Origin of the sequence: Caulobacter sp. ErkDOM-C (assembly GCF_048541825.1) — a bacterium.
Classification (GTDB): domain Bacteria; phylum Pseudomonadota; class Alphaproteobacteria; order Caulobacterales; family Caulobacteraceae; genus Caulobacter.
Window position 1 is genome coordinate 1108750 of sequence record NZ_CP183332.1, and the last position, 26696, is coordinate 1135445.

Here is a 26696-nt window from a genome sequence, read left to right on the forward strand (position 1 = left end):
TCCACTTCGCCGAACAACGCGCTAGAAGCCGATGAACAGGCGGTCCAGCGCGCTGCGGATGTCGTCTTCGTCGGTGGCTAGGTTGGCGACTTTGTGATGGAGCGATGTTGCATTGATCGCCGCCAGCTGCGGAAGGGATATGACAAGGTCAATCCCGTCGCAGACGACCTCGACGGTGAGCTTCGTAAGGCCTTCTAAGTCAGCCGGGTGATAGAGTGGCGCAACGACCACCGTCGGGAGATCACCGGCGTGATGTGATTGAAGTACAATGACATAGGGCGCTCTGTCGCGACTCCGGATCGACGGATTCTGGAAAACGTCGAACTGGCGGATCACCACGTTCTTAGGTCATCACCGAACACGCCGCATCGCTCGATGCGCTCTCTGTAGGCCTTCAAGGCCTCGGCGTTCTCCTCCGACCATCGCCGGGCCCGTTCCTCGGCGCCGGCGGGGTCGATTTTCTGCAGATGCAGGCGCAGCTGGGTTTCGCTGAAGCCGGCGATGGAAATCCCCAGCGGCTGGGCTTGCGCCAGCAGTTCCGGGTCGATGCCGATGTCGCGTTCTGGGCCGTCCATGGGACGGAAGACTATCATTCCTCTTCATCCTCCGACAGCAGCACGTCCAGGAAGGTCTGGCGGCGATTGAGGAAGCTGCGGGTCACCGTGACGTGGTCGAGGTCTTCGTACTCCACGCGCTCAAGGCCGCGTTCGGAGGTCTCGTAGATCCAGGCGTCGGGATAGCCCAGAATGATCGGCGAATGGGTCGCAATGATCAGCTGCGAACGCGCCAGCACCAGTTGGTGCAGCTTGGCCAGGAACGACAGCTGCCGGCTGGGCGAGAGCGCCGCCTCGGGCTCGTCGAGGATATAGAGGCCGTCGCCCTCGAAGCGATGGTCGAAAAGGTCGAAAAACGCTTCGCCATGCGAGCGCTCATGCAGTCCAGCTTGACCGCGTCGGCTCGTTCCCGACTCCTCCAGATAACTCGCCGTGGTGAAGAAGCTTTCGGCGCGCAGGAAGTAGCCGTCCCTAGCCTTCAACGGCGCCCGCACGGGACGCACGAAGTGATGCAGGGGCGAATGCGACTTCCGGGTTGAGTACTGATGGTCTTTGGACCCGCCCTCGGCGTTGAAGCCCCAGGCCACCGCCAGGGCCTCGATCAGGGTCGACTTTCCCGAGCCGTTCTCGCCGACCAGAAAGGTGACGCGCGGGTGAAACGCGATGCTGTCCAGACCGCGCAGAACCGGCAGGTTGAAGGGGTAGACGCTGGCGTCCCAGCCTTCGCGGGGCTGGATCAGGGCTTCAATCCAGTAGGGGCGATCGAGGGCGGCCATATTTGCGTTCCCGATATGTTCCTTCAAAGATTGCACATCTGAGAGCAATTGCAACCCAGGACCTGCTCTGCGTCCGACCGGGCCCGAGGCGGATAGCAGGGTGAATCATAGGCTCTATTTCGCTTCTGCGGCCTTCCCGGTCTCATAACCGTAGCGTTTCATGATCTGCAGGCAGTGCAAGTCGACCAACTGCGTCATTGCGGGCTCGAATTGGTTCTTCCAGTCGCCGGCGATTCCCTTGCGGAAGAAGGACTTGGGGTCCTCGGCGCCGGGACTGCGACCCCCACTCAGATTCTCGAACGAGGCGGCGTCCACAGCGGCCTTGACGATGTCCTGGTCGAGGCTGACACCCAGATGCTTGAACAGCTTGGTGGCTTCCTCGACCGGTTGCTCAAGCAACTTCTCGTACTTCACCTCGATCATCCGGCCGGGGTGTTTTTGCTTGAAATCAGCGACACGCTGCTGCGCTATGGCCCAGTCTTTGGCGGCTTGCTCGACCATCTCCTCGCGGGAGGCTGATCCGGCTTCCAAGGCATCTTCATAGCCCGCACGTGAAGCGTGAAAGAGTTTGCTCACCGCCACGTCGTAAGGGTGCCTTACAATATTTATAAACTTCGCTTCCGGGAAAAGACTGTCGAGACCAAGCAGAAAGAAGTTGTGACGCGGTGTCTTGTCGCCGATCGCGAGCACGCCGTCGTAGGCGCGCTTGTTCATCAGTGACAGAATGATGAGTCGGATCGCTGGAGTGATATCAGACATGCTGATGGGTTTGTAATAGCTGCGATGGCCGTAAACGCGTTCAGCAACCAGCTTCTGATGATCGTTATAGGCTTGGCGCATCGAGGCGATGGGGCTGGCAATACGTTCTATGAACGCGCCCTCACCGGAGCACACGACCTCCGGGTGGCCATCGAGTGTCTTCTGAAGCCATGTTGTGCCTGACTTTGGGCATCCGGTTACGAAGAAATACTGCATCGAATCATCCTGGCGCTATCATGTTCTCGGGACGAACATACCGATCAAACTCTTCATTTGTCAGGTAACCTCCGCCGACGGCCTCCTCGCGAAGGGTGGTGCCGTTCTTGTGGGCGGTCTTGGCGATCTTGGCGCAGGCGTCGTAGCCCAGCTTGCCGTTCAGGGCCGTGACCAGCATCAGGCTGTTCTCAACGCCCTTTCTGATGTTGTCGACGCGCGGCTCGATGCCGACCACGCAGTTGTCGGTGAAGCTGATCGCGGCATCGGCCACCAGGCGCACCGACTGCAGGAAGTTGTAGGCCATCACCGGGTTGAAGACATTGAGCTCGAAATGGCCCTGGCTGCCGGCGAAGGTCAGGGTCGAGTGGTTGCCGAACACCTGGGCGCAGACTTGAGTCAGGGCTTCGGACTGGGTCGGGTTGACCTTGCCCGGCATGATCGACGAGCCGGGCTCGTTCTCGGGCAGGGCCAGTTCGCCCAGACCCGCGCGAGGACCCGAGCCGAGGAAGCGGATGTCGTTGGCGATCTTGAACAGTGACGCGGCCACGGTGTTGATTGCGCCGTGAGTAAAGACCATGGCGTCGTGCGCGGCCAGGGCCTCGAACTTGTTGGGGGCGGTGGTGAAGGCCAGACCCGTGACGTCAGCGATCTTCTCGGCCACCAGTTCGGCGAAGCCCACGGGGGCATTGAGGCCGGTGCCGACGGCGGTGCCGCCCTGGGCCAGCTGCATCAGCATCGGCAGGGTCATCTCGATACGGGCGATGCCGTTCTCGATCTGCTGAGCGTAGCCGCCGAACTCCTGGCCCAGCGTCAGGGGCGTGGCGTCCTGGGTGTGGGTGCGGCCGATCTTGATGATGTCCTTCCACGCGGCGGCCTTGGCGGCGAGAGCCTTGTGGAGGTGCTTGAGGGCCGGCAGCAGGTCGTGGACCACCTGCTCGGCGCAGGCGATGTGCATGGCCGTCGGGAAGGTGTCGTTCGACGACTGGCTCATATTGACGTGGTCGTTGGGGTGGACGGGCTTCTTGCTGCCCATCTCGCCGCCCAGCATCTCGATGGCGCGGTTGGAGATCACCTCATTGGCGTTCATGTTCGACTGGGTGCCCGAACCCGTCTGCCAGACCACCAGCGGGAAGTGATCGTTCAGCTTGCCGTCGATCACTTCATTGGCGGCGGCGACGATGGTTTCGGCGATCTTCGGATCCAGCTTGCCCAGGGCCAGATTGGCCTCTGCGGCGGCGCGCTTGACGATCCCGAGCGCCCGCACGATCGGCAGGGGCTGCTTTTCCCAGCCGATCTTGAAGTTGCCGAGCGAGCGCTGGGCTTGAGCGCCCCAGTAGCGGTCAGTTGCGACTTTGATGGGGCCGAAGGTGTCGGTCTCGATGCGGGTGGCGGTCATGGAGCGGATCCCTCGCGTTCTGTTGGCGCGGGTTTAGCCAATGGCGAGGGAGACTGCAAAGCCGGAAGGCCTTATGAGGCGCTGATGAGCGATGGTTGGACCCAACACGGCAAGGTGCGCGCCCGCGAGGCGGACGGCGAACTGACCCTTGAGGTCGACGGCCTCACCACTCAGGGCAAGTACTACAAGCCGCTGATCTACGAGTTTTTCCGCAAGGTCTGGCGCGGGGCGCGGCCGGCCTGGGGCGAGTTCGAGGTCGATATCTTCATGGAGTATGTCGGCGAGCCGCCCTGGATGGATCTGGATAACCTGGCCAAGGCCCTGCTGGACTCGATCAAGGGCTACGCCTTCCACGACGACGCCCAGGTCGGCCGGCTGCTGGTCGAGCGCCGGCCGGGGGATCGCGAGCGGATCATCATCCTGGTGCGCAAGCGCGCGTCAGGCCTTTTGCGGCGCACGCTCGAAGGCTGAAGCGGCCAGGGCCGTGAACAGCACCATCAGGAAGGCGCCGTAGCGGCCCAGGCTGACCGGTTCAGCGGTCGGCATCAGCGCCTCGAACTGGCCGATCACCACGGCGCTGGCCATCAGGCCCGGCGCGGCGAAGGTCAGCATCGGCAGCATGCGCTTGCCGCGCTTGATGTGACGCAGACGTGCTGCGGCATGGAATACGAAGCTCACGAAGGCCGCCGCCGCGAAGGCGTTGATCGCATAAAACCAGAAGGCGCTCTCCAGAACGCCGCCCCCGAACGCGGCGTAGAACGCCGTCGCCGCCAGCCAGGCCCCCAGGCCCGCGCCGCCAAACACCAAACCGTCCTGCTTTGACACGTCTTCCCCTCCCAAGGCTGTGCTGTGGGAAAACGGTGCAATTTCAGCGCCGGTTCGGACCCGGAATCAGCCTTTCACGGGCAGCAGGATGTTCCAGAGCATCAGCAGCACGCCGAGCACCGCATAGAGCAGGGCTGTGTAGGTGAAGGCCAGCTTGCGCAGGGTGGTCCAGCTATCGACCCGGCGTCCGCCGCGCCAGACCACGGGGGCCATGACCAGGGTGACGACGGTCAGGACACTGGCGACCAGCGCGCAGGCCGAGGCGGTCACCAGCCAGCCGCTGGGCCAGCCATAGAACACCGAGGCGATGTCGCTGGATCCCGCGGCGAAAACCCCCACGCAGGCCAGCCCGACCAGCCACAGGGCCGCCTGGGTGGTTTGCAGCAGGTTGGCCCGGGTCTGGGTTGGTGTCTGACGGGTCTCGCGTCGATCACGCATGAACACGCCAGCCAGGGTGGCGACCGCGGCGAAGGTCGAGAGCGCGACGATCCAGAGAAACAGGCCCATACCGTGCGGAAAGCCGACGCGCTCGAAGGCCGAACCGCTGCCGGGCGGATAGAACCGTGTCGCCCGTTCGCCGGACGTCTGGAATGCGACGACCTCGGGTCCGTCGATGGCCTGGAACACGCCAGGCTTGTCGGTGGCGTTCCACAGGGTGGATTTGTCGTTCATCAACAGGGCAAGCTGGCCATCGGGCGTGACCCGCACCTGGGCGCGCTGAGTCAGGCGACCGATGAAGCCTTCGAGGCCGTTATAGTTGCGACGGGTCCCCAGATAGTCGCCCTGGTAGATGCGGGCCGCATCGCTGGTCAGCGGGCGAACGACTGGAACGGCCGGGGCCGGCGCGTAGAAGCGCTCTATGATCGCCGACGGCGCGACAGACGGCAGCTCGTGGCCGGTGTCGGTATTCACCGCGATGAAGATGCCAAGGTTCAGGTCCGGAACCACGACCAGATTGGAGTGGAACCACAGGGTGGCGCCGTTGTGACCAAAGCCGCGACGGCCGCCTGGCAGGGGAATGTCCTGGAAGCCGGCGTTCCAGCCTGCCGCGTCGGGCGTGGGGCGGTACATCGGTGTACGGAACGCCTGGGCCACGCGCGGCGAATACAGGGTCTTGCCATCGATCACGCCATTGCCCAGCAGCAGCAGCATGTAGCGGCTCATGTCGGCCGCCGTCGACGAGGCGCCGCCGGCCGGCGCGACCTGGCCGGTCATTTCGGGCGCCTGCTCGCGCCAGCCCAGCGGTGTCCAGCGAAAGCCTTCTGACCGCAGGGCGGCCAGCTGCGGCGACATCGGCGCCGGCAGGTCGTCACGCCATGGGCGGGCGTCGCGGAAGGTGGTGTGGGTCATGCCCGCCGGGAAAATGATCTCTTCGGCGACCAGCTGCTCAAAGGGCTTGCCGGTGACATTGGCCACGGCTGCGCCAGCCAGGGCCACACCATAGTTGGAATAGGCCGGCAGGATGCCCGGCTCCCGTACGCGCCGCGGGCGCTCCTGACGCAGATACTCGTTCAGGGGCCGCACGCGCTTCCAGTCCTGCTCGAACAGCTGCCCCAGGGCGCGATCTTCGAACCCGGGCGTGTGGGTCATCAGATGGCGAAGCAGAACGGGGCCCTTGTCCTTGCCGCGCACCTGAAGGGGTTCGGGCAGGTAGAGATTGACCGGGCCGTCCAGCCGCATGCGGCCGGCCTCGATCTCGTTCATCAGGGCGATCCAGGTGAACGTCTTGGAGATCGAGGCGATGCGGAACAGGGTCTTGTCGGGATCGACGGCGCGCCGTTCCTTGAGGCTGGCGACGCCATAGCCCTTCTTCAGCACCACCTGGCCGTTCTGGACGACGGCGATGGTCGCGCCGGCGATATGGTCCTCGATCATGCTGCGGCGGATCAGGCCGTCGACAAAGGCCTCAAGTTCGGCCGCCGGCAGGGGCGTCACGCCCGCGACGGGCAGGGCGGTGCGTGCGGAAGGGGCGATCACCGGCGCGGTTACGGCCCGTCGGGGTGTAACCGGGCGCGGCCGAGCGCGGCGTTGCAGGCTGGCATAGGGCTTGGGGCCCTCGACGGCCACGGTCGTGGCGGGTTCGGACGGTGGCGGCGGCGGTGGCGGTGCAACGTCCTGCGCTTGGGCGAAGCTCGCCGACGCCAGGAAACCGATCATGACCGCGATAAGAGCGGCTCTGGACGAAAAGCGCGACGTCAAGGCCGACCCCTCAGGCTGAATGACTTCAGCTGACTTCTAGGGCGCCTCGCACCGCGTTCAAAGGGCGGCGTGCTCTCTTGGCGCCTAATACTGGGGACGCTCTCACGGCGCCGCCGGTTTGGCCCTTGCGAACGCATAGAGTGGCAGGAACGGACGCAGGGCCGGGCCGATCCAGACCTGGGGTTCGGAAGCGGGCTCGGCTCCGACCTCGACCTCCTTGTGCGCCACGCAGGACTTCACCGCTGCGCCCAGGGTGATGAAGTCCCTGGCCTGCCGCGCGGACGACAGGAAGCAGTCGTCAAAGAACGGATACTTGTCACTCTCGCCGCAGCCGAACGAGGCGCGGTCGCGGCGGGCGGCGGTCAGGATCATGCGGTCGGGCTTCTTCAGCGCCGGAATGAACACGCCCGAGAAGCAGGCCGAGATCACCACGACGCTGGGGCGCTCGGGGCAGGCGTCTTCGATCATGGCCGCCAGCAACTGCGGCGGCAGGATAACATCGCCCAGCAGGGCGCCGTCGGGGCTGCCGTGCGAGCTGATATAGACCAGGCAGCCGGCCTTGGCGCTCAGGGCGCTCTTTTTGAGGCTGGCGTGGATGGCGCGGGCGTCAGAAGGACCTGGTGCGATGGCGGGATAGCGGTTGGGGCGCGTCGAGAACTGTGTCACCGCGCCGGGATCAAAGCCCATGTCGACCAGGGTCAGGGCCACGTCGCGCCGGGCATTGTCGAAGGCCTCGGTGGACCCGCCGGAATGAGCGCGCCAGTCGCCGGCCACGACCACGGCCGACCAGCGGGAGAACGGGGCCTCGGCCCGGGCGAACGAGGTCAGGCTGAGCAGAAGGACGCCGACCAGAATGCCCGCCGCGCTCCGCATCGCTGACCCCTATTTCTTGAACCGGGCGAACGGTGTCGGGATGGCCGTGCCGGACGCCTTGGCCAGCAGCCGACCCTCGCCGTCATAGAGCTCGCCCTCGGTGAAACAGACGGTCTTGCCCCATTTGACCACGCGCCCCACGCCGCGCAGCGCGCCAGGGAAGGCGGGACGCAGGAAGCTGGTCTTCATCTCCAGCGTCGGCACCACATGGGTCATGCCCGAACTGATCATGCCGGCCACCGACATGCACTCGTCCAGCATGGCGCAGACATAGCCGCCCTGGATCTGCCCCATCGGGTTGCACAACAGGTCGGCGCGGGCCTCGAACCCGACCTCGACCTCGCGGTCGGTCTGGCGCACGGCCAGCAGCTGAAAGCCCAGCGTGCGTGAGCCCGAGGGCGCGTTCTTGGACGCGCGAAAGCGCTCGAGGATCGCCTCGTCGGTCAGAACCTGGGGTTCGTCCGCCGCGACGTCGCTCACCCGCTACTTCTTCCGGAACTGGTCGAGGGAGATGATCTTGGGCGCGTCATCGCCGCCGCCTTCGGTGGGGGCGTCCGGCTCCGGCTCGACAGTGGGTTCCGGCGGAACCACCTCGGGGGCCTCGAACTGCAGGGCGAACTGCACCGACGGATCGTAGAAGCGGGTCACGGCCGCATAGGGCACCGACAGGCGCTTGGGCTGACCGCCGAACTTCAGGGTGACCGAGAAGAAGGTCTCGCCTGGCGCCAGGTCCCAATACTGGTGCTGCAGGATGATGGTCATCTCGTCAGGATACTTGCCCAGCAGGTCCTGCGGACCCGACACGCCGGCCGCCTGGGTCTTGAAGGTGATGTACAGGTGATGCGGTTCGGGCAGGCCGCCAGGAGCCGCCGCCTTCCTCAGGGCCGCCTTCACGACGCCGCGCAGGGCGTCCTGGGCCATGGCCTCGTATTGCATAAGGTCTTCAGGCGGGTTGGTAGGGGCCATTGCGGTCCGTCAAGAAACTGGGGAACTAATACAGAGTCCCAGCCTAGCGCGTCACGACCTCGCGGCAAAGGTGCGGGAACCCTTTGAGGGACCACAAATTTCAAGGATGGTTAAGCAGCGCGTTTCTGTCGCGCCTCCACTTCTGGAAAGTGGAGGGATTCTGTTGGCAGGCTCCAGCATTCCTTCTCGAAAAGAGAGGAGGGAGCCTCGGCTGCCACTTTTGGAAAGTGGAGGGATTCTGTTGGCAGGCTCCCCCATTCCTTCTCGAAAGAGAGGAGGGAGCCTCGGCTACCACTTTTTGAAAGTGGAGGGATTCTGTTGGCAGGCTCCCTCCGGGCCCCGCCTAAGGATCTGAACCCCTAGGACTTAAGGCGCGAATTCACTAGCACCGCATTACGCGGCGATAGCGAACTCTTCAGCGAAGTTATCGTTCGCAGTTAGTTTAGCGGCCCGATACGGTGAGCCACGCCGAGAGAAAGCATTACACCTTTACACGTCTGTCGATGCTGATCGGCCCCATGCAGTCCCGTGATAACTCGGGAGAGATTGGTGGAGCCGCCGGGAATCGCACCCGGGTCCAGTCCGCTTATTACGTGCGCGTTTATCCCCATAGTCCGGCCGAGACCGGACAATCTCAATATAGGGGGTTCGCGCCCGGGATGGAAGGCTCGTCGGGTTGTTCTTCGCCGATGCCGGGTCGGTTGCGGGCATGGTCCCCGAAGCCAAGGTAAAATGGCCGGCATTCCAAGAGACGATGAAATCCTGCATGGTCCTGTTCAACACAACGATATGGGAGGAGTCGAAATGTCAAAAATTGTTGCCGAGTTCATCGGTACTTTCACCCTGGTTCTCTTTGGATGCGGCGCGGCTGTACTGGGCGGAGACCATGTCGGTCAGCTGGGTATCGCCCTGGCCTTCGGTTTCGCGATCATCGCCCTGGCCTATGGCATCGGTCCGGTGTCGGGCTGCCACGTCAATCCGGCCGTCAGCCTGGCGGCCTTCGTCGCCGGCCGCATGAGCCTGATGGAGATGCTGCGCTACTGGGTCGCCCAGTTCGCGGGCGGGGCGGCGGGCGCCGCCGTCCTGTGCTTCATCGCCGGTGGCGTCGCCAAGGGGTTGGGCCAGAACGGCTGGGGTCCGGGCTATCTGGGCGAATATTCGCTGCAGGCGGCCTTCATCTTCGAGGCGGTGATGACCGCCATCTTCGTGATCGTCATCCTGGGCGCGACGGGCGCTGGCGCCGCGCCGGGCTTCGCCGGCCTGGGCATCGGCATCGCCCTGGCAGTGATCCACATCGTCGGCATCCAGATCACGGGCGTGTCGGTCAATCCGGCTCGTAGCTTCGGACCGGCAGTGCTGGTCGGCGGCCAGGCTCTGGCTCAGCTGTGGCTGTTCTTCGTGGCCCCGGCGATCGGGGCGGTGTTGGGCGCGTTGCTCTACCGCTTCAACGTCCTGAAGGTGGGGTGATGGGCTGGGGCGTCGGCGGGATCGCCGCCGGCGCCTCGTCCTCCGGCTCGTCCTCGGGCGGCAGCGGCACGGCCGGCGGCTGTGGCCGGGCGTTGGCGGCGGGTTTCAGCTGGCCGCCCGAGGCGATCAACTGGTCGTAGGCCGTTTGCTGCCGCGAGACATCGGCGCCCCGCGGGAATACCGCATCGAAGCGGGCGTCCCGTCCCACAGCCGCATTGAGGGCCAGACCCTGGGCGCGGGCGATGGAGCCCACCTCGGCGTCGTCGCAGGCGCGTCGCAGATGTCGGGCCTGACCGGCGACCAGGAGGGTGATGTCCCAAGCCACGCCGTCCAGGCACACGGGCGACACCGATCCGTCGCCATAGTCGACCGTCACGTCGCGGGGCTGACTCCACATCGCATCGCCGCTCAGGGCCTTCAGTGCGGGAATCTGTTCGGAGGGGAGCTCTGCATTGATATCGACCCGGCGGTCGATCTCCGGCGTGCAGCAGCCCAGACCCGCACGCGCCTGCACGAAGGCGCGGCCGTCGCGGCGGGTGGTGACGCGGATTACCGCCTGGCGCACGCCGCGCGAGGGACGCGCCCAGACCTCCAGTATCATCTCGCCGGGTCGCACCAGCTGGTTCTGAAGCGGCTGCAGGCCCCATAGCCGATAGAGCAGGGGCTCGGCGCCATTGGCGATGGGGATCGGCTCCTCCCGTCGTCCGAGACGGCGGCCATACAGCGGATCGACGTCGGAAGACGGGCGAGACGTTTCGGGCGACCACCAGACGGCTGGATCGAGCGTCGGCATCGGCAAGTTTGGATCGAGCGGGGGTGAGGACTGCTGGGCGGCGGCGAGGGCCAGCCCCGCGATCATACCGGTCAGGCTCATCGCCGCACTCCACTACATGCCTTCGAAGCCCCGCTCGATGGAAAGCACCCCGGTGCGGGAAAGTTCCACCAGGCCCAGCGGACGCATCAGGTCCAGGAACTTGTCGATCTTGGACGGGGCGCCCGAGATCTCGAACACGAAGCTCTCCAGGGTGGTGTCCACCGGCTTGGCGCGGAAGATGTCGGCGATGCGCAAGGCCTCGACCCGGTCGGCGCCCGAGCCGCGCACCTTGACCAGGGCCAGCTCGCGCTCGACGCCATTGGGATCGCGGGTCACGTCGTGGACGCGGCGGACATTGACCACCTTGTGAAGCTGGGCTTCGATCTGGTCCAGGGTGTGGCGCGTGCCGCGGGTGACCACGGTGATGCGGCTGGTGTGGGCCTTGCGGTCAGTCTCGGCGACCGTCAGGCTTTCGATATTGTAGCCGCGCGCGGCGAACAGTCCGACCACGCGGTGCAGCACGCCCGGCTCGTTATCGACCAGCAGGGCGAAGGTCGCCGTCTGCTCGGCCTGGGCGGCAGTGGGCATGTCGTAGGCGGATCCGGAGGCGGCGGGAGCGTTGGGCATGGGATCGTTTCTAAGCAAAGAGGAACCGAAGGGCGAGAGGCGGCCTAAACCAGCCCCGCCCCAGCCTCGCCGATGACGTTGCCGATGTCCTCGACGTCGCCCATGATCATCTCGTTGTGAGCCTTGCCCGAGGGGATCATCGGCAGACAGTTCTCGTGCTTCTCGACGCGGCAGTCGAAGACCACGACCTTGTCGCTGTTGATCATCTCCAGGATCTTTTCGTCCAGCTCGGCCGGGTCGCTGCAACGGATTCCGACCGCGCCATAGGCCTCGGCCAGTTTCACGAAGTCGGGCAGGCTGTCGGAATAGGAGTGGCTGTAGCGCTCGCCGTGCAGCAGCTGCTGCCACTGGCGGACCATGCCCATCCACTCGTTGTTGATGATGAAGATCTTGACCGGCAGGTTGAATTGGATCGCCGTCGACAGTTCCTGGATGCACATCTGGATCGAGGCTTCGCCGGCGATGTCGATGACCAGGCTGCCGGGGTGGGCCATCTGCACGCCGACGGCGGCGGGCAGGCCGTAGCCCATGGTGCCCAGGCCGCCGGAGGTCATCCAGCGATTGGGCTCCTCGAAGCGATAGAACTGCGCGGCCCACATCTGGTGCTGGCCGACCTCGGTGGTGATGTAGGTGTCGCGGCCCTTGGTCAGCTCGTACAGGCGCTCGATGGCGTACTGCGGCTTGATGGTGGTTTCCGAGGTCCGGTACTTCAGGCACTGGCGGGCGCGCCAGGTGTCGATCTGGGCCCACCAGTCGCCCAGAGCGGGCTTGTTGGGCTGATGGCCGGCGGCCTTCCACGCCGCGATCAGGTCTTCGAGAACGCTGCCGGCGTCACCGATGATCGGCAGGTCGACGCGGACGTTCTTGTTGATCGACGAGGCGTCGATATCGATATGGATCTTCTTGCTGTCGGGCGAGAAGGCGTCCAGCCGGCCGGTGACGCGGTCGTCGAAGCGGGCGCCGACGCAGATCATCACGTCGCAATCGTGCATGGCGTTGTTGGCTTCGAAGGTGCCGTGCATGCCCAGCATGCCCAGCCACGCCGGATCGGCGGCCGGGAAGGCGCCCAGGCCCATCAGGGTCGAGGTGACCGGCGCGCCGGTCAGGGCCTGGAACTCGCGCAGCAGCGCGCTGGCCCTGGGGCCGGCGTTGATGACGCCGCCGCCGGTGTAGAAGATCGGCCGGCGGGCCTGGGCGATCAGTTTCGCGGCCTCGGCAATACGGCCGGCCTCGCCCTTGGTCTTGGGATTGTAGGCATGGGTCGAAGCGACCTCGTTCGGGCCGTAATATTCGCCCTTGGCGAACTGCACGTCCTTGGGGATGTCGATCAGCACCGGCCCGGGCCGCCCCGTGGTGGCGATCTTGAAGGCTTCGTGGATGATCTTCGGCAGGTCGCGGACGTCTTTGACCAGATAGTTGTGCTTGGTGCACGAGCGGGTCATGCCCACGGTGTCGGCTTCCTGGAAGGCGTCGGTGCCGATCAGGTGTGTTGGGACCTGGCCGGTGATGACGACCATCGGGATGGAGTCCATCAGGGCGTCCATGATGCCGGTGATGGCGTTGGTCGCGCCAGGACCCGAAGTGACCAGAACGACCCCGGGCTTGCCCGAGCTGCGCGCATAGCCTTCGGCGGCGTGGGTCGCGCCCTGTTCATGGCGAACCAGGATGTGCTGTAGGCGCGGCTCATGGAACAGCGCGTCATAGATCGGTAGCACCGCCCCGCCCGGATAGCCGAACAGCACTTCAACGCCCTGGTCCACGAGGCCGCGAACCACGATCTCGGCGCCGGTCATGGCGCGGTCGATGGTTTCGCTGGGAGCCTGGCTCTCGATGGTTTGATGGGCGGTCATGGCAAAGGTCCGAAAGGGGGTGGCGGTCTGTAGGGGATGCAGGGAAGGGAGAGGTTGAAAAGAAAAAAGGCCCCGAAGGACCTTTGCGCGCGCGACTGAACTACGACGTGACTTCGAGGTCACATCGCGGACAGCCGCTCCATAAGTACGATCATGGTTTTGCGCACGAGTCTTGCTCCAAAGCTACGGAAAGGGTGATGCCATGCGCCAAAGGGGGCGTCAAGGCGGGTTTGAAGGCATGGATGTGCCTTATTGTCCCAATTCACCGTCCAGAGTGTCGAGCAGAAGCTGTAGCGCCGCGACGGCGAAGGCCTGCATGTTGGCGGGACGGTCATTGACGCCGGTTTCCAGGGTGGCGCTGACCGACACCTCTTCGCTGACCACGGCTGTGCAGGTATGGCCGGGAAGGTCGCCATAGCGGTTGCCGTCTGGCCCGGCGGCGCCGGTTTCCGACAGGCCCCAGGTCGCCTTCAGGTTCTTGCGCGCCACCCGGGCCAGCATCACGGCATAGGGCTCGCTGGCTGAACGCAGGCCGTCCATGGCCTTTTGCGGGATATCCATCAGGGTCAGCCGGGCCCGGGCCGTATAGACGACTGCCCCGCCGACATAGAATTTCGAAGCGCCCGGCACGGCCAGCAGGGCCGCCGAGATCAGGCCGCCTGAAGAGGACTCGGCGATTGCGAGGGTCTCGCCGCGCGCGGTCAGGCGTTCTGCGACGCGTTCAGCGAGGGCGTTGAGGTCGGACATCATGGTTTCCTTGTGAACGGACGAAAGCGGATCAAACCCGCTCCCAATCCGGCGTCTGGTTCCTGAACCAGGTCAGCTGACGCTTGGCGTAGCGGCGGGTTTCCTGGCGGGCGGCGTCGAGGGCCTGGTCCAGGGTGGTCTCGCCGCGCAGGTGGGCCGCCAGTTCGCGATAGCCCAGGGCCTTGAGGGCGGGCAGGGCGGGGCTGAGGCCGCGCGCCGCCATGGCCGCAACCTCCTCCAGCGCCCCGTTCTGAACCATGGCGCCAAGGCGGGCGTCACAGCGGGCATAGAGGTCGGCGCGTGGCGGATCCAGGACCAGACCCTTCCAGCTGCCCGGCGCCAGCGAGGGGCGGGTATCGTTCTGCCAGGCGGTCAGGGACCGGCCGGTGGCGATGGCGACGGCGTGGGCGCGCAACAGGCGCTGGCGGTCGCCGATCTCGATGCGAGCGGCGGCCTCGGGATCGAGCTTGGCGAGGTCTTCGCGAAATTCATGTTCGCCCTGGGCAGCATAGAGCAGGCCGGAAATCTCGCGCTGGGTCTCCGACACCGCCGGCACGTCGGCCAGGCCATGGGTCAGGGCGCGAAAATAGAGGCCTGTGCCGCCGACCACGACGACCGGCTTGCCGCGATGGTCGATGTCGCGCAGGGCGACCATGGCCGCTTCCAGCCATTTGCCGACCGACCAGGTTTCAGCGGCGTCAACCGTGCCGAACAGGTGATGCGGGACAGCCGCCATTTCGTCAGGCGAGGGACCGGCGGTCAGGACGCGCAGATCGGCATAGATCTGCATGGAGTCGGCATTGACGATCTCGCCGCCGATTTCCTGGGCCAGACGCAGGGCGTAGGCCGACTTGCCGCTTGCGGTCGGGCCGGCGATCAGCCAGATGCGAGGCGCAATGTCCAAGCTCTCCATGATCCCGACTGTCCTCACCGTGGTGGGCGCTGATCCCGCCGCCTACGCTCAAGCCGTGTCGCGCGTCGAGGCGGCGCTGTCCAGCCGTCCTGCGCCTCTGGGACCTTTGGCCGCCGACTTCTTCCTTGATGGCGACGCCGTCGCGCCGCTGAAGGCGCTGCTCGCCGACCTGCCGATCGATTTCGCGATCCAGCCGGTCGAGAACCGCAGGAAGCGCCTGCTGATCGCCGACATGGACTCGACCATCATCAACGTCGAGTGCCTGGACGAGCTGGCCGACTTCGCCGGCGTAAAGGCCCAGGTCTCGGAGATCACCGAACGGGCCATGCGCGGCGAGCTGGCCTTCGAGGGGGCCCTGCGCGAGCGGGTCGGCATGCTGACCGGCCTGTCGGTCGACGCCCTTCAGTCCTGCTACGACGATCGCGTGCGGCTCAATCCCGGGGCCGAGACCCTGGTCAGGACCATGGTCGCCCACGGCGCGCGCTGCGCCCTGGTGTCGGGCGGCTTCACCTTCTTCACCACACGGGTCGCCGAGGCGGCGGGCTTTCATCTGAACCGGGCAAACACCCTGATCGAAGCGGACGGCAAGCTGACCGGCCAGGTGGGCGAGCCGATCCTGGGCAAGGAGGCCAAGCTGGCCGCCCTGATCGAGGAGACCACGGCACTAGGTCTGACTCCCGCCGACGCCCTGGCCGTCGGCGACGGGGCCAATGACCTGGCGATGATTGAGGCCGCCGGCCTTGGGGTCGCCTATCGCGCCAAGCCCATTGTCGCGGCCCAGGCCCACGCCAAGGTCGATCACGCCGACCTCACCGCCTTGCTCTACTTTCAGGGCTACAAGACTTCGGAGTTCGCCGCATGAGCTTCCCGCGCCGCGTCGAGGCGGTGATCTTCGACATGGACGGCCTGCTGCTGGACACCGAGATCGTCTATCGCGCCGCCATGATCGAGGCCGGCTCAGTGTTCGGCGTCGTCTTCACCGGCGAGATCTATGCGTCGATGGTCGGCAAGACCAATCCCGAGAGCGCCATCCTGCTGCGCGAACTCTATGGCGAGGACTTTCCGATCCAGGCCTATTTCGAGCGCGTCTGGAGCGACGTCGAGGACCTGCTGGAAGCCGAAACCAAGCTGAAGGCCGGGGTGATCGAGATTCTCGACCATCTGGACGATCTGGGTCTGCCCTGCGCGATCGCCACCTCCAACGGCATGGTGTCGGTCGAGAAGTATCTGGGGCGCTTCGACCTGCTGAGCCGGTTCAACGCGGTGGTCGCCAACGCCGACGTCGTGCGCCACAAGCCGCATCCCGATCCCTATCTGGAAGCCGCCCGCCGCCTGGGCGTCGATCCCGCCCACTGTCTGGCGCTGGAGGATTCCCATCCCGGCGTCCGCGCCGCCCATGCGGCTGGCATGATGACAGTGATGGTGCCCGATATCCTCGATCCCAACGAGGAGATGCATGACAAGTGCGTCCACATCGCCGACAGCCTGCACGTGGTGCTGGACCTGCTGAAGGCAATGTAAGCTGTTATCCCGGCCAAGTGCGAAGCGCGCCGAGCCGGGACCGCCGGGAGCGCCGAGCCTTTAGCGGTCCCGGGTCTTCGCTGCGCCAGGCCCGGGATGACGCGCTATTCAGGCCTTACGCAGCGCGTCCGTCTCGACTTCCGCTGGCAGCTCGATCGACCAGCCCCCCAGGAACGCGGTCAGCGCCTCCAGCCCCATGGGCCTGGCGATGTGATAGCCCTGCGCCAGATCGCAGCCCATCAGTTGCAGCACGGCCAGGGCTTCGCGGGTCTCGACGCCCTCGGCGGTGACTTTCATGCCCAGGCTGTGGGCCAGGTCGATGGTCGACTTGACCAGCAGGGCGTCCTTGCCGCCGGCCTGCAGCGACAGCACGAAGGCCTTGTCGATCTTCAGCTCGTCGGCGCGGATCTGCTTCAAATAGGCCAGGGAGGACAGGCCCGAGCCATAATCGTCGATCGAGACCGGGATGCCGGCGGCCGCGAAGCGTTCCAGAACCCCCAGCGCGACATCCGGATTGCCGATCACAGCCGTCTCGGTGATCTCGAAACAGACGCGGGCGGCTTCGCGGGTGACTTGCTCGATGGCGCGATCGGCAAACTCGGCGTCGTCGATCAGGCGGCCAGAGACATTGACCGACATCAGCACGTCGTGGCCGGCCGCGCGTAGCGCCTTCTGGTCGGCGATGGCCTGGGTCAGGACGAAGTCGGTCAGGGCGCGGATGTGGCCGGTCTCTTCGGCCATTTCCACAAACAGGTCCGGACGCATCAAGCCGCGCGTCGGATGGTTCCAGCGCACCAGGGCCTCGACGCCGGTGATCTTGCCCGAGCGAAGATCCAGCTTGGGCTGGTGATTGAGGAACAGAGCGCCCGTGGCCACGCCCTCCAGCATGTCGCTCATCAGCGACAGGTTGCCGGCCGGATCGCCATAGGCGACAGGGTCAAACAGCATGACCTTGCGATGGGCGGCGCGGCCCTGGTCCAGGGCGATCAGCGCCTGCTCAATGAGCCTGGGCGCATCCAGTGCGCCTGCCGTGGTGGCGGCCAGGCCGTGGGTCAGGCTCACATCGACCAGTTCGCCGCCGACGCGGATCGGCTTGTCGAGCGCCTTTGCCTCGACCTCGATCAGTGGCGTCAGGGAGGCCAGGTCGGTGAGGCTGGAGACGACGCACAGGGTCGAGGTGGTCAGGCGACCGACCAGCAGGCCCGGCGCGATGGCCGTGATCCGCTCGCCCAGTTCGGCGATCAGCTGGGTCGCCAGCGAATAGCCGATGGCGCCGCGCACGAAGGTGAAGCGGTCCAGGCCAACGGCGCTGATGATCACCTGCTCGCCCTCGGCCGCACTGGCCAGGCGGCTGGTGATCTCGCGCTCCAGGGCGCGACGGTTGGGCAGGCCGGTTTCCTCGTCGTGCAGGGCCTGATGGATCATCCGGGCTTCGCGATCGCGGATCTCCGCGGCCATCAGGTTGAAGCTGCTGGCCAGGCGACCGATCTCGTCCTGGGTCTGCACCTCAACGCGGACATCTTCGCCGCGCTGCAGTCGGCAGGCGGCGGCGTCCAGGGCGGTGATCGGGCGGGCCAGGCCGCGCGACAGGGCCCAGCTGGCGACGACCACCAGGGCTGCGCCAATCAGTCCGGCGATGATCACGGCGGCGAACAGGGGGCGATACGGGGCCATGGCCTTGGCCATGGGATAGCGCAGGACCAGCGCTGCGGCGCCGTCCTGGCCCAGCGCTTTCAGCGGCTTGACCAGGATCAGGTCGTTCTGCCCGCCGGCCTTCAGCAGGCTGGGCTCGGCGATCCTGTCGCGCAGGGCTGTCTCGACATAGGCGCCGACTCGCCGGGCGTCGAAGCCCGCATCGTCGGTGACCCAGCCTTCGCCGCGCCGGTCAAAGACCTGGGCGTCCAGCTCGATAGCCGACAGGCGCTCAAGGGCCCGCATTTCGCTGTCGTCCAGCTTGGCGGCGAAGACGATCCAGCCGGTCAGGGTCGGGGCCAGGATCGGCGCCGAAATGACCTGATAGGGCGCGCCATTGACCACGAACACGCCTTGGGCGCGGTCTCCGGTGTCGAGCGCCGTCCACAGTTTCTCGAGATCCAGCTGGGCCGGATCCAGGCCGACCACATCGCCATCGACCCCGACGATGAAGGCCAGGTCCAGGCCCATGCGCTGGCGAAGATTGGTGATGGCGGACTCGACGGTCGGAACATCATGGGTGGCCACGGCCGCCCGGAAACCGAAGTCGCGCGCCAGCAGATCGGCGCCGTCGCGCAGGCGCTGGGTCCGCAGCGCCCAGACGCTGTCGAAGACCGTGCCGCTGGCCGACAGTTCCTTGCGCACCACCTGCTGTGCGTTGCCGACAATCGCCAGATAGACCGTCACCGCGACAAGACTCAGCACCAGGGCGAACAGCCCGGCATAGAGCACCGTCAGCTTGGTCTGGAGGCGATGGAACACGGCCGTCCTCTAGGGGTGCGCCGGAGCGCGCAACTCGATCGACACGGACTCGCGCAGGTCACCGCCGCCGATCGTCGTGGTGGTTAGGGTCTTCTCGTTTTTCATGCCACGCAGATACGGATGCCAGATCCGCACCACGACGGGGCCCGACGGGATGTCACGGATCGTCGCCACACCGGCGTCGTCGCTCTTGGCCGCATAGGGGGTGTCGACCACCTTGATGAAGCTGACCATCTGGTCGTGGATGTTGCAGCCGATCGCGGCCACGCCGACAGCGGGCATTTTGACGGTGCGGTTCTCTTCACGGCCGTAGAGTTTCAGCTCGAACTTGTTGCCGCCCGAGAAGGAATAGACGTGGTGGCGCACCTTATCGAGATTAGGGAACGAGACCTCTGCGCCCGCTGGCGCGATCAGCACGAAGGGCGTGAACTGGATGTTCTGCTGGGCAACCCGATAGGGCCACGGGAACTTGATTGGTCCACGACTGGGCTGGCCGCCGGGATGGACTGTTACGACCGCATCGGGAACGGGCTTGCCGTCGGCGCCGCGCACCGTGACGGTCAGGCTGCCGGCCCAGGCGGCGCCGCTCATCAGTACCGTGACGAGAAGTGAAATGACGAGTTTCATCACACACAACTAGCGTCTCGCGAATGAAATCACCGTTAACGCGCGTGTCTTGGCGCGACATCTTGTCGAGATACAGGGTTAAGCTGAAAGGTTCTGTAAAGTCTTCTGAACGACCCTCGCTGACTGAACTGTCGCCGGGTCCAGAGCCAGATGAAGCTTCACTATAAGACCATTCCGGCTTTTGGCTGTGTCATGGCCGCAGTCCTGGCCAGCGGCGCGACGGCGGCCGAGATCGAGACCGGCGGCAAGCTGTTGCTGACCGGCGGCGTCAGCGCCCTTGAAGGCGGGGCGGGCGGCGGCATCGCCACCTGGGGCGTTGTTGCCGGCAACGAGACCCGCAATGGCGTCGGCGGCAAGGTCCACGTGACCCAGGTGGATGTTTCCGACTATCAGCTGCGCTCTGCGGGGGCCGCGATCGGCCTGTACGACCGGGTGGAGCTGTCGGTCGCGCGTCAGGAATTCGACACCGGTGCCACGGGCACCAAGCTGGGCCTGGGCAAGGGTTTCACCTTCAGGCAGGACATCATCGGCGCCAAGCTGCGGGTGCTGGGCGACGCCGTCTATGAGCAGGACAGCTGGGTGCCGCAGGTCTCGGTCGGCGCGCAGTTCAAGAAGAACAATCAGGACGCCATCATCAAGACTGTCGGCGGGCAGCATGACAGCGGCGTCGACTACTATGTTGCGGCTACCAAGCTGCTGCTGGACAAGAGCCTCGTCCTGAGCGGCGCGGTGCGCCTGACCAAGGCCAACCAGACTGGTCTGCTGGGCTTCGGCGGCGACAAGAACGACCGCTACAGGGCCCAGTTTGAGGGCTCGGCCGGTGTGCTGCTCAGCAAACGCCTGATGGTCGGGGCCGAATACCGCACCAAGCCCAGCAACCTTGGCTTCGCCAGGGAGGATGACTGGGTCGACCTGTTCGCCGCCTATGCGATCAACAAGACGGTGTCGGTGACGGCTGCCTATGTCGATCTGGGCGACATCGCCACGTTCAAGGATCAGCGAGGCCTGTATCTCTCGCTGCAGGCCGGCTTCTAGGAAAGCGCTCGATGTCTCGTTTCACCCAGAGCGCGGCCCTGGCCGCCGTCATCACCCTTGGCCTCGCCGGCGCCGCCCTGGCGCAGGACGCCGTTCCGCCCGGTGAGCAGCCGGTCGATCCCTATGCGCAGTCCAACGCCAATGCGCACGCGACGCCCCTGACCGACACCAGGGTGTTTGAGTCCTTTCATGGCAAGGACGGCCTGGCGCGCATCGCGGCCGACATGGTCGATCGCAGCCTGGCCGACCCGCGCATCAAGGAGATCTTCGCCACCACCGACGTTCCCCGCCTGAAGCGGACCCTGGCCGAGCAGTTCTGCTACGCGCTGGGCGGCGGCTGCGACTATACCGGCCGGGACATGAAAAGCGTCCACAAGGACATGGGCGTCACCAACCGGGACTTCAACGCCATGGTCGAAAACCTGCAGTGGGCGATGGAGCAGGAGGGCGTGCCCTTCTTCGCCCAGAACAAGCTGCTGGCCAAGCTAGCCCCGATGCAGCGCGGCGTGGTGGAGCGGTAGTCCAAATGCCGCTCTCCCCGGCGAATGCCGGGGTCCATATCGAGCCCCAGGCGGACTGTCGCCTTGGCCAAGCCAAACGGCGCGTCATCCCCGAACGCTCAGGCTGAATCTGGGTCCCGGCTTTCGCCGGGAAGAGCGGAGGTTTGTGCGGAGATCTATTTCCCCGGCACCGCGTCCGCATAGCGCGGCCAGTTCTTCGCCAGCTCATCCACCACCACGCCGCCGACCTTGAAGGCCGCGTCGAGCGAGGATTGCAGGGCCGGAACGCCGGTCTGCTCGCCCAGCAGGTTGGTCGCCGCGTCGCCGCCGGGGGGCTGGGTGGTGTAATTGCTGGCCGTGCGCAGAACCAGCACGCGCCGGGGGTCGGCGCGGTTCGCGCGGCCCAGGGCGTCGATGGCGGCCAGGACGCCGGTGTCCTCCATGCCGGTCATCACAAAGCCGTCCTGATCTCCGGTCCAGTAGTTGGCCCAGGCCTCGTAGTGGCGGTTGAGGATCTCGCCGTGCCAGAAGGCCTGGCCGCTGACCTCGTCACCCTTCAGCACCATCGGCGGCGTCTGGGCCTTGGGCAGGCCGACATAGGGCGCGCGCAGGGCCTTGAGGGCGTCGTTGTCGGCAATGGCCGCGTCGCGCGTCAGGTCGAAGGCCCAGTCGCGCAGGGCCAGGTTCAGCGGGAACAGATTCTCGCTATCGGCCGCAGGCGGGCCCTCATAGGGCGCCTTGCGATGGAAGGGGATCTGGCCGATCGCCCACGCCTTGGGCGTCTCGCGCGGATCGATCATGTAGCCGAAGTCGCTGTCGATCACCGCGCCGATCCAGGCCGCCGAACCCACCGAGCCCTGGTTGGGATTGACGCCGGCGATGGCCGCAATCAGCCAGTAGCTCTTGGAGAGGTCAAAGCGCGGATCAAGGCCCAGGGCCAGGGTCGAGATCGCCGCGCGGTTGGTGCCCATGCTGGTCGACAGCAGCAGCACCTTGCGGGCCGGATCGTAACGCAGGTCGCGGAACCCCGTCTTGAACGGGATCTTCTGCGGCATGATCTGGGCCCAGGCCTGGAACTCTCCGGCCTTGTCGCCGGTGTCCTCGCCGATCTCGAAGGCGGTGACCACAACCACGCGAACCTCAAGCGGCGCGGCAAGGGCGGGCGCTGAAGCCAGGCACGCGAAAAGACAGGCGAGAACCGCGAGACGACGCATGGTCTTCCTCGAAAGAAAAAGGGCCGCGAGAGAATCTCGCGGCCCTGGTTCTTACTGCGCTTGCGGTCCGCGCTGGAAGTACTTGAAGAAGGCGCTGTCGGGGGAAAGCACCAGGGTGGCGTCTCCCTGACCAAGCGACGCCTCATAGGCCTGCATCGAGCGATAGAAGGCCGCGAAGTTGGGGTCCCGGCCGAAGCTGGACGCGAACAGCTCGGCGCGGCGGGCGTCGCCCTCGCCCCGGATCTTTTCGCCTTCCTCGGTGGCGGTCGCCACGATCTCGCGCTTCTGCTGCTCGCCGATGGCGCGCAGCTGGGCCGCTTCCTGCTGGCGGGCGGTCTGCATGCGCTCGAACACCGCCTTCTGGTTGGCCTCGGGCAGGTCGGCGCGGCGGATGCGCACGTCGATGATCTGGACGCCCAGATCGGAAGCCTTCACCTGGCGGCCGACCTCGTCGCGGATGGCGGCCATGACCACGGCGCGCTTGCCGGCGATCACTTCCTCGGAATTGGCCCGGCCGATGGTCTGGCGCAGCGAGGCGTTGACGATGCGTTCCAGCCGGTCCTTGGCCTTCGTCTCATCGCCCAGGGTCTTGTAGAACTGGCGCGGGTCGCTGATCCGGTAGCGGACGAAGGCGTCGACCACCAGGCGCTCCTGGTCGGCGGCGATCACCTCTTCCTGGTCGGCGTTCAGGGCGATGTTGCGGTTGTCGAACTTGACCACGCGATCCAGGAACGGCGCCTTCAGGTGCAGGCCCGGCGTACGGACCACGCGGATCGGGTCGCCGAAGCGGATGACCAGGGCCTGATGGCGCTGATCGACCTGATAGACGGTCGACCCCAGCAGGACCAGCAGGGCGCCGGCGGCGGCGCCGAGGGCGGTGAGACGGTTTTGCGGACGGATCATTGGGCGGCTCCGTCGATGGACTTGACCACGGTGGCGGTCCGCGGACGGAACGCGTCGGGCGGCAGGATCACCGGGGCGCTGGCGCCCTTGCTGTCGATGATGACCTTGTTCGAATTGGCCAGCACGCGCTGCATGGTCTCAAGATAGAGGCGCTCGCGCGTCACGGCCGGGGCCAGCTTGTACTGGTCATAGATCTGGTTGAAGCGGGCGGCTTCACCGGCCGCTTCGCGCACGACCTGTTCGCGATAGCCCTTGGCCTGCTGGACGATCTCGGCGCTCCGGCCGCGCGCCACGTTGGCGGCCGACTGGGCGTTCTGGCTGGCGCGCTGCACGTCGCGGAAGGCGTCGATGACCGGCGGCGGCGGGGTGGCCGTCTGGATCTGCACGCTTTCGACGAAGACCCCGGCGTCATAGCGATCCAGGATCTGCTGCATCAGGACCTCAGCCTCCAGCTGAAGCTGGCCGCGGCCGGTGGTCAGGATGGGGGTCAGGGCGGTCTTGCCGACCACCTCGCGCATGGCGCTCTCGCCGACGGCGCGGATCACGCTGTCGGGATCGCGGACATTGAACAGGTACTTGGGGGCGTCAGACACCCGCCACTGCACCGAGAAGGCCAGGTCGACGATGTTCTCGTCGCTGGTCAGCATCAGGCGCTCTTCGCCACCGTCCGTGCCGGTGGCGCCGATGTCGGTCGTGCGGATCTCGCTGACCGAGACCTTTTCGACGGTCTCGACCGGGAAGGGAAGGTGATAGCGCAGGCCCGGATTGGCGACACGCGAGAAGGCGCCGAAGGTGCTGACGACGCCCTGCTGGTTGGGCTGGACGACATAGACGCCTGTCACTGCCCACAGGGCGACGACGGCGCCGGCCGCCGTGGCGATGGCGCGGGGCCGGTCAGGACCCTGAAAGTAGCCGCGCAGGCGCGCGGTCAGATCTTCGATCACCTGGTTCAGGTCGATCGGGGTCTGGGGATCGCGAGGTCCGCCCGATGGGCGGCGCGGACCAGGGCGCGGCGTGTTGTCCTTGTCGCCATTCGGCGGCGGAGAACCCCAGGGACCAGGGCCGGCATTGTCGTTCCAAGGCATGGGCGGCGTTGTCTTCCCGTCGGATTTTGATTTTTCAGCGGGGATTGTAAATCGTTCCCCACACGCGGATATGAGGACCCCCACCCCACAAGGCAAGACATAGACGTGACCGGCGCCGCTTCCACCACCCTCGACGAGGCCCGCGCGGCCCTGGATCTCATCGTCGATCCGTTGACCGGGCAGGGACTTGTGGCCGCCGGACTGGTGCAGGGCCTGGTGGTCCGCAATGGTCGCGCCGGCTTCATGCTGGAGGTCCCGGTCGCCAAGACGGCCGCCTATGCGCCTGTCCGCGAGGCCGCCGAGAAGACCCTCGCCGACCTGCCGGGGGTCGATGTCGCCCAGGTGGTGCTGACCGCTCAGGCCGCCGAGGGCGCGACCCGGGTGCGCAAGGGCGCCAAGGTGTCTGAGGATCCGAAGGCCCGCATGGTCCCGCCGCCGGAAGCCGAAAAGCCCGCCCATGTGAAACACGTCATCGCCGTGGCCTCCGGCAAGGGCGGGGTGGGCAAGTCCACCGTCGCCACCAACCTGGCCTGCGCCTTCCACGCCATGGGCCTGAAGGTCGGCCTGCTGGACGCTGACATCTATGGCCCGTCCGGTCCGCGCATGATGGGCGTCAATGGCGAACCCAGCTTCGAGGACGGCAAACTTCAGCCCCTGGAGGCCCACGGGATCAAGATCATGTCGATCGGCTTCATGGTCGACGAAGACAAGGCGATGATCTGGCGCGGTCCCATGGCCTCGTCGGCCGTCCGCCAGATGATCCACGAGGTTGCCTGGGGCTCGGAAGCCGAGCCGCTCGATATCCTGGTGGTCGACCTGCCGCCGGGCACCGGCGACGTGCAGCTGACCCTCGTGCAGAAACTGCGCATCGACGGCGCCGTGCTGGTCACCACGCCGCAGGAGATCGCCCTGATCGACGCGCGCCGCGCCGCGATCATGTTCGGCAAGACCGCCACCCGGATCCTGGGCCTGATCGAGAACATGGCCTTCTTCGCCGACCCTTCGACCGGCGCCGCGATCCCGATCTTCGGTTCCGGCGGCGGCGTGGCCGAGGCCAGGGTGCTGGGCGTGCCGGTTCTGGCGGAAGTTCCCATCGAAATCGCCGTCCGCGAAGGCGGCGACGGCGGGGTTCCTGTGGTGCTGGGCAAGCCAGACAGCGCTGCAGCCAAGGCGTTCTCGGGCGCCGCTGCGACGCTATGGGCCGGGCTGAAGGGCTAGCTCCGGGCAAAGAAACGGGGCCACAAGGGCCCCGCTTCATATGGTCATGTCGGAAGCGTTAGCCGCCAGCCATCTTGCGGAAGAACTTCTGGCCCTGCTCGCCGCCATTGAAATAGGCCTTCTGGCCGTCTTCGGCGGTGATCTGGCTCCAGTGGTCGCGGATGCCCTCGGCCGAAAGTTCGCCGTCGCTGAGATAGACGCCTTCGGTCTCATAGAGGCGCGTCAGGGCGAAGGCGCCGGCGCCGGCGGTCAGGATCGCGCCGGTCGGGGCTTCGTCGGAGACCAGATACATCACGCCTGGCGTGACCGCCTCGGGCGCCAGCTTGGCCAGCACTTCGGGCGGCATCAGGCCCTCGGTCATGCGGGTGGCGGCGACCGGGCTGATGGCGTTGATGTGGATATTGTTCTTCTGGCCCTCGAGCTTGAGGGTGTTCATCAGGCCCAGCACCGCCATCTTGGCCGCGCCGTAATTGGACTGGCCGAAATTGCCGTACATGCCCGAGGACGAGGTCGTCACGACGATGCGGCCATAGCTCTGGGCTTTCATGATGTCCCAGACCGCCTTGATCGGCTTGAAGGTGCCCCAGACGTGGACCTGCATGACTAGCTCGAAGTCGGCCAGCTCCATCTTGGTCAGGGTCTTGTCGCGCAAGATGCCGGCATTGGCGATCAGGATGTCGATGCGGCCCCAGGTCTCCATGGTGGTCTTGACCATGTCGGCGACGCCGGCGTCGTCCGTCACCGAGGCGCCGTGGGCAATGGCTTCGCCGCCAAGGGCCTTGATCTCATCGACGACCGCCATGGCGGCAGCGGACGAGCCGCCTGAACCGTCGACGCTGCCGCCCAGGTCGTTGACCACCACCTTGGCGCCGCGACGGGCCAGTTCCAGGGCGTGCTGTCGACCCAGGCCACCACCTGCGCCCGTAACGATCGCCACCTTGCCGTCAAAACGGATGTTCGACATGCCCTAGTCTCCCTCAAACGCGTGTTTGGTTTGGCGCGTTTGTGCGGCGCGGGAGGGGAGGCGTCAAGGGCGCCGGCGCCGTGCGGCCCTGACGTTTTGCGCCGCTCAGGCGTTCCGTGTCCGAGCCTTGATCCTGATCACAGTGTCATGGGCCGCAGAGGCATATGGCGATGGCCGGACGCCAGGAGAAACT

28 protein-coding genes and 1 other RNA gene are annotated in these 26696 nt (G+C 66.0%); 7 read left to right on the plus strand and 22 right to left on the minus strand.

Annotated features, from left to right (window positions below; genetic code table 11):
* Positions 1–21: 21 nt before the first annotated feature.
* The 5 genes from ACN2C8_RS05320 to fumC all read right to left on the minus strand — a co-directional run bounded on the left by ACN2C8_RS05320 (position 22) and on the right by fumC (position 3701).
* Positions 22–336 (minus strand): CcdB family protein, encoded by a 315-nt coding sequence (locus ACN2C8_RS05320; protein ID WP_419254788.1) that lies wholly within the window; start codon positions 334–336, stop codon positions 22–24.
* Positions 333–593, minus strand: coding sequence for a type II toxin-antitoxin system CcdA family antitoxin (locus ACN2C8_RS05325; RefSeq protein WP_419254789.1), 261 nt, complete (start codon positions 591–593; stop codon positions 333–335). Before ACN2C8_RS05325 ends, ACN2C8_RS05320 begins: the two co-directional genes overlap by 4 nt.
* Positions 590–1330, minus strand: coding sequence for an AAA family ATPase (locus ACN2C8_RS05330; RefSeq protein ID WP_419254790.1), 741 nt, complete (start codon positions 1328–1330; stop codon positions 590–592). The genes ACN2C8_RS05325 and ACN2C8_RS05330 overlap by 4 nt, the downstream gene beginning before the upstream one ends.
* 114 nt (positions 1331–1444) lie before the next feature.
* Positions 1445–2305 carry a sulfotransferase gene (locus tag ACN2C8_RS05335; RefSeq protein WP_419254791.1) on the minus strand — a complete coding sequence of 287 codons (861 nt, stop codon included), beginning with the start codon at positions 2303–2305 and terminating at the stop codon, positions 1445–1447.
* A 4-nt stretch (positions 2306–2309) separates the two neighbouring features.
* On the minus strand, positions 2310–3701 hold the full coding sequence (gene fumC / locus ACN2C8_RS05340) for a class II fumarate hydratase (RefSeq protein ID WP_419254792.1): 1392 nt from the start codon (positions 3699–3701) through the stop codon (positions 2310–2312).
* Positions 3702–3785: 84 nt separating this feature from the next.
* Here fumC and ACN2C8_RS05345 point away from each other — a divergent pair, with 84 nt between their 5' ends.
* Positions 3786–4172 (plus strand): RusA family crossover junction endodeoxyribonuclease, encoded by a 387-nt coding sequence (locus tag ACN2C8_RS05345; RefSeq protein ID WP_419254793.1) that lies wholly within the window; start codon positions 3786–3788, stop codon positions 4170–4172.
* Here the strand turns inward: ACN2C8_RS05345 and ACN2C8_RS05350 are convergent.
* The 6 genes from ACN2C8_RS05350 to ssrA all read right to left on the minus strand — a co-directional run bounded on the left by ACN2C8_RS05350 (position 4140) and on the right by ssrA (position 9233).
* Positions 4140–4526 (minus strand): hypothetical protein, encoded by a 387-nt coding sequence (locus ACN2C8_RS05350; protein ID WP_419254794.1) that lies wholly within the window; start codon positions 4524–4526, stop codon positions 4140–4142. The two genes, ACN2C8_RS05345 and ACN2C8_RS05350, sit on opposite strands and share 33 nt — an antisense overlap.
* A 66-nt stretch (positions 4527–4592) precedes the next feature.
* Positions 4593–6683, minus strand: a complete 2091-nt coding sequence (locus ACN2C8_RS05355) for a serine hydrolase domain-containing protein (protein ID WP_419262232.1) — start codon at positions 6681–6683, stop codon at positions 4593–4595.
* A gap of 144 nt (positions 6684–6827) precedes the next feature.
* Complete coding sequence (locus ACN2C8_RS05360; protein ID WP_419254797.1) at positions 6828–7598, minus strand: C13 family peptidase; 771 nt, start codon at positions 7596–7598, stop codon at positions 6828–6830.
* Positions 7599–7607: 9 nt separating this feature from the next.
* A complete protein-coding gene (locus tag ACN2C8_RS05365; protein WP_419254799.1) occupies positions 7608–8078 on the minus strand; it encodes a PaaI family thioesterase in 471 nt (156 codons plus the stop codon).
* A gap of 3 nt (positions 8079–8081) precedes the next feature.
* Positions 8082–8564: an SspB family protein gene (locus tag ACN2C8_RS05370; protein WP_419254801.1), complete on the minus strand. Its 483-nt coding sequence runs from the start codon at positions 8562–8564 to the stop codon at positions 8082–8084.
* 303 nt (positions 8565–8867) lie between these two features.
* Positions 8868–9233: a transfer-messenger RNA gene (gene ssrA / locus ACN2C8_RS05375) on the minus strand.
* A 135-nt stretch (positions 9234–9368) separates the two neighbouring features.
* Here ssrA and ACN2C8_RS05380 point away from each other — a divergent pair.
* Positions 9369–10031: an aquaporin gene (locus ACN2C8_RS05380; RefSeq protein ID WP_419254803.1), complete on the plus strand. Its 663-nt coding sequence runs from the start codon at positions 9369–9371 to the stop codon at positions 10029–10031.
* On the opposite strand, the gene ACN2C8_RS05385 is transcribed toward ACN2C8_RS05380, so the two are convergent.
* The 5 genes from ACN2C8_RS05385 to miaA form a co-directional block, all read right to left on the minus strand.
* Positions 10009–10905, minus strand: a complete 897-nt coding sequence (locus ACN2C8_RS05385; protein WP_419254804.1) for a hypothetical protein — start codon at positions 10903–10905, stop codon at positions 10009–10011. The two genes, ACN2C8_RS05380 and ACN2C8_RS05385, sit on opposite strands and share 23 nt — an antisense overlap.
* 12 nt (positions 10906–10917) lie before the next feature.
* Positions 10918–11472: an acetolactate synthase small subunit gene (ilvN, locus tag ACN2C8_RS05390; protein ID WP_419254805.1), complete on the minus strand. Its 555-nt coding sequence runs from the start codon at positions 11470–11472 to the stop codon at positions 10918–10920.
* 44 nt (positions 11473–11516) lie between these two features.
* Positions 11517–13322 (minus strand): acetolactate synthase 3 large subunit, encoded by a 1806-nt coding sequence (locus ACN2C8_RS05395; protein WP_419254806.1) that lies wholly within the window; start codon positions 13320–13322, stop codon positions 11517–11519.
* A gap of 249 nt (positions 13323–13571) precedes the next feature.
* Positions 13572–14069, minus strand: a complete 498-nt coding sequence (locus tag ACN2C8_RS05400; RefSeq protein WP_419254807.1) for a CinA family protein — start codon at positions 14067–14069, stop codon at positions 13572–13574.
* Between the two features lie 31 nt (positions 14070–14100).
* Positions 14101–14985 (minus strand): tRNA (adenosine(37)-N6)-dimethylallyltransferase MiaA, encoded by an 885-nt coding sequence (gene miaA, locus ACN2C8_RS05405; protein WP_419255821.1) that lies wholly within the window; start codon positions 14983–14985, stop codon positions 14101–14103.
* On the opposite strand from miaA, the gene serB reads away from it, so the two are divergent.
* Positions 14966–15844 carry a phosphoserine phosphatase SerB gene (serB, locus tag ACN2C8_RS05410; protein ID WP_419254808.1) on the plus strand — a complete coding sequence of 293 codons (879 nt, stop codon included), beginning with the start codon at positions 14966–14968 and terminating at the stop codon, positions 15842–15844. The two genes, miaA and serB, sit on opposite strands and share 20 nt — an antisense overlap.
* Positions 15841–16503, plus strand: a complete 663-nt coding sequence (locus tag ACN2C8_RS05415; RefSeq protein ID WP_419254809.1) for an HAD family hydrolase — start codon at positions 15841–15843, stop codon at positions 16501–16503. The genes serB and ACN2C8_RS05415 overlap by 4 nt, the downstream gene beginning before the upstream one ends.
* A 108-nt stretch (positions 16504–16611) precedes the next feature.
* On the opposite strand, the gene ACN2C8_RS05420 is transcribed toward ACN2C8_RS05415, so the two are convergent.
* Positions 16612–18957 carry a putative bifunctional diguanylate cyclase/phosphodiesterase gene (locus tag ACN2C8_RS05420; RefSeq protein WP_419254810.1) on the minus strand — a complete coding sequence of 782 codons (2346 nt, stop codon included), beginning with the start codon at positions 18955–18957 and terminating at the stop codon, positions 16612–16614.
* A 9-nt stretch (positions 18958–18966) separates the two neighbouring features.
* Positions 18967–19584, minus strand: coding sequence for a methylamine utilization protein (locus ACN2C8_RS05425; RefSeq protein ID WP_419254811.1), 618 nt, complete (start codon positions 19582–19584; stop codon positions 18967–18969).
* Positions 19585–19734: 150 nt separating this feature from the next.
* On the opposite strand from ACN2C8_RS05425, the gene ACN2C8_RS05430 reads away from it, so the two are divergent.
* Complete coding sequence (locus ACN2C8_RS05430) at positions 19735–20619, plus strand: DUF3034 family protein (protein WP_419254812.1); 885 nt, start codon at positions 19735–19737, stop codon at positions 20617–20619.
* Between the two features lie 11 nt (positions 20620–20630).
* On the plus strand, positions 20631–21140 hold the full coding sequence (locus ACN2C8_RS05435) for a group I truncated hemoglobin (RefSeq protein WP_419254813.1): 510 nt from the start codon (positions 20631–20633) through the stop codon (positions 21138–21140).
* 155 nt (positions 21141–21295) lie between these two features.
* Here the strand turns inward: ACN2C8_RS05435 and ACN2C8_RS05440 are convergent, their stop codons facing one another.
* The 3 genes from ACN2C8_RS05440 to hflK are packed head-to-tail and all read right to left on the minus strand — an operon-like array spanning position 21296 to position 24321.
* On the minus strand, positions 21296–22333 hold the full coding sequence (locus ACN2C8_RS05440) for a purine nucleoside permease (protein WP_419254814.1): 1038 nt from the start codon (positions 22331–22333) through the stop codon (positions 21296–21298).
* Between the two features lie 51 nt (positions 22334–22384).
* Positions 22385–23236: a protease modulator HflC gene (gene hflC, locus ACN2C8_RS05445; RefSeq protein ID WP_419254815.1), complete on the minus strand. Its 852-nt coding sequence runs from the start codon at positions 23234–23236 to the stop codon at positions 22385–22387.
* Positions 23233–24321: an FtsH protease activity modulator HflK gene (gene hflK, locus ACN2C8_RS05450; protein ID WP_419254816.1), complete on the minus strand. Its 1089-nt coding sequence runs from the start codon at positions 24319–24321 to the stop codon at positions 23233–23235. The genes hflC and hflK overlap by 4 nt, the downstream gene beginning before the upstream one ends.
* Positions 24322–24426: 105 nt before the next feature.
* Here hflK and ACN2C8_RS05455 point away from each other — a divergent pair, with 105 nt between their 5' ends.
* On the plus strand, positions 24427–25539 hold the full coding sequence (locus ACN2C8_RS05455; RefSeq protein ID WP_419254817.1) for a P-loop NTPase: 1113 nt from the start codon (positions 24427–24429) through the stop codon (positions 25537–25539).
* 58 nt (positions 25540–25597) lie between these two features.
* On the opposite strand, the gene ACN2C8_RS05460 is transcribed toward ACN2C8_RS05455, so the two are convergent.
* On the minus strand, positions 25598–26503 hold the full coding sequence (locus tag ACN2C8_RS05460) for an SDR family NAD(P)-dependent oxidoreductase (RefSeq protein WP_419254818.1): 906 nt from the start codon (positions 26501–26503) through the stop codon (positions 25598–25600).
* Positions 26504–26696 lie beyond the last annotated feature (193 nt).

Coding starts and splice junctions, on each gene's coding strand:
- hflC (WP_419254815.1), bottom strand. CDS start 23,236: ATGATCCGTCCGCAAAACCGTCTCACCGCCCTCGGCGCCGCCGCCGGC.
- ACN2C8_RS05385 (WP_419254804.1), bottom strand. CDS start 10,905: ATGAGCCTGACCGGTATGATCGCGGGGCTGGCCCTCGCCGCCGCCCAG.
- hflK (WP_419254816.1), bottom strand. CDS start 24,321: ATGCCTTGGAACGACAATGCCGGCCCTGGTCCCTGGGGTTCTCCGCCG.
- ilvN (WP_419254805.1), bottom strand. CDS start 11,472: ATGCCCAACGCTCCCGCCGCCTCCGGATCCGCCTACGACATGCCCACT.
- ACN2C8_RS05360 (WP_419254797.1), bottom strand. CDS start 7,598: ATGCGGAGCGCGGCGGGCATTCTGGTCGGCGTCCTTCTGCTCAGCCTG.
- ACN2C8_RS05435 (WP_419254813.1), top strand. CDS start 20,631: ATGTCTCGTTTCACCCAGAGCGCGGCCCTGGCCGCCGTCATCACCCTT.
- ACN2C8_RS05415 (WP_419254809.1), top strand. CDS start 15,841: ATGAGCTTCCCGCGCCGCGTCGAGGCGGTGATCTTCGACATGGACGGC.
- ACN2C8_RS05395 (WP_419254806.1), bottom strand. CDS start 13,322: ATGACCGCCCATCAAACCATCGAGAGCCAGGCTCCCAGCGAAACCATC.
- ACN2C8_RS05400 (WP_419254807.1), bottom strand. CDS start 14,069: ATGTCCGACCTCAACGCCCTCGCTGAACGCGTCGCAGAACGCCTGACC.
- ACN2C8_RS05335 (WP_419254791.1), bottom strand. CDS start 2,305: ATGCAGTATTTCTTCGTAACCGGATGCCCAAAGTCAGGCACAACATGG.
- ACN2C8_RS05370 (WP_419254801.1), bottom strand. CDS start 8,564: ATGGCCCCTACCAACCCGCCTGAAGACCTTATGCAATACGAGGCCATG.
- ACN2C8_RS05380 (WP_419254803.1), top strand. CDS start 9,369: ATGTCAAAAATTGTTGCCGAGTTCATCGGTACTTTCACCCTGGTTCTC.
- ACN2C8_RS05430 (WP_419254812.1), top strand. CDS start 19,735: ATGAAGCTTCACTATAAGACCATTCCGGCTTTTGGCTGTGTCATGGCC.
- ACN2C8_RS05355 (WP_419262232.1), bottom strand. CDS start 6,683: ATGATCGGTTTCCTGGCGTCGGCGAGCTTCGCCCAAGCGCAGGACGTT.
- ACN2C8_RS05440 (WP_419254814.1), bottom strand. CDS start 22,333: ATGCGTCGTCTCGCGGTTCTCGCCTGTCTTTTCGCGTGCCTGGCTTCA.
- ACN2C8_RS05425 (WP_419254811.1), bottom strand. CDS start 19,584: ATGAAACTCGTCATTTCACTTCTCGTCACGGTACTGATGAGCGGCGCC.
- ACN2C8_RS05345 (WP_419254793.1), top strand. CDS start 3,786: ATGAGCGATGGTTGGACCCAACACGGCAAGGTGCGCGCCCGCGAGGCG.
- ACN2C8_RS05325 (WP_419254789.1), bottom strand. CDS start 593: ATGATAGTCTTCCGTCCCATGGACGGCCCAGAACGCGACATCGGCATC.
- ACN2C8_RS05330 (WP_419254790.1), bottom strand. CDS start 1,330: ATGGCCGCCCTCGATCGCCCCTACTGGATTGAAGCCCTGATCCAGCCC.
- ACN2C8_RS05460 (WP_419254818.1), bottom strand. CDS start 26,503: ATGTCGAACATCCGTTTTGACGGCAAGGTGGCGATCGTTACGGGCGCA.
- fumC (WP_419254792.1), bottom strand. CDS start 3,701: ATGACCGCCACCCGCATCGAGACCGACACCTTCGGCCCCATCAAAGTC.
- serB (WP_419254808.1), top strand. CDS start 14,966: ATGTCCAAGCTCTCCATGATCCCGACTGTCCTCACCGTGGTGGGCGCT.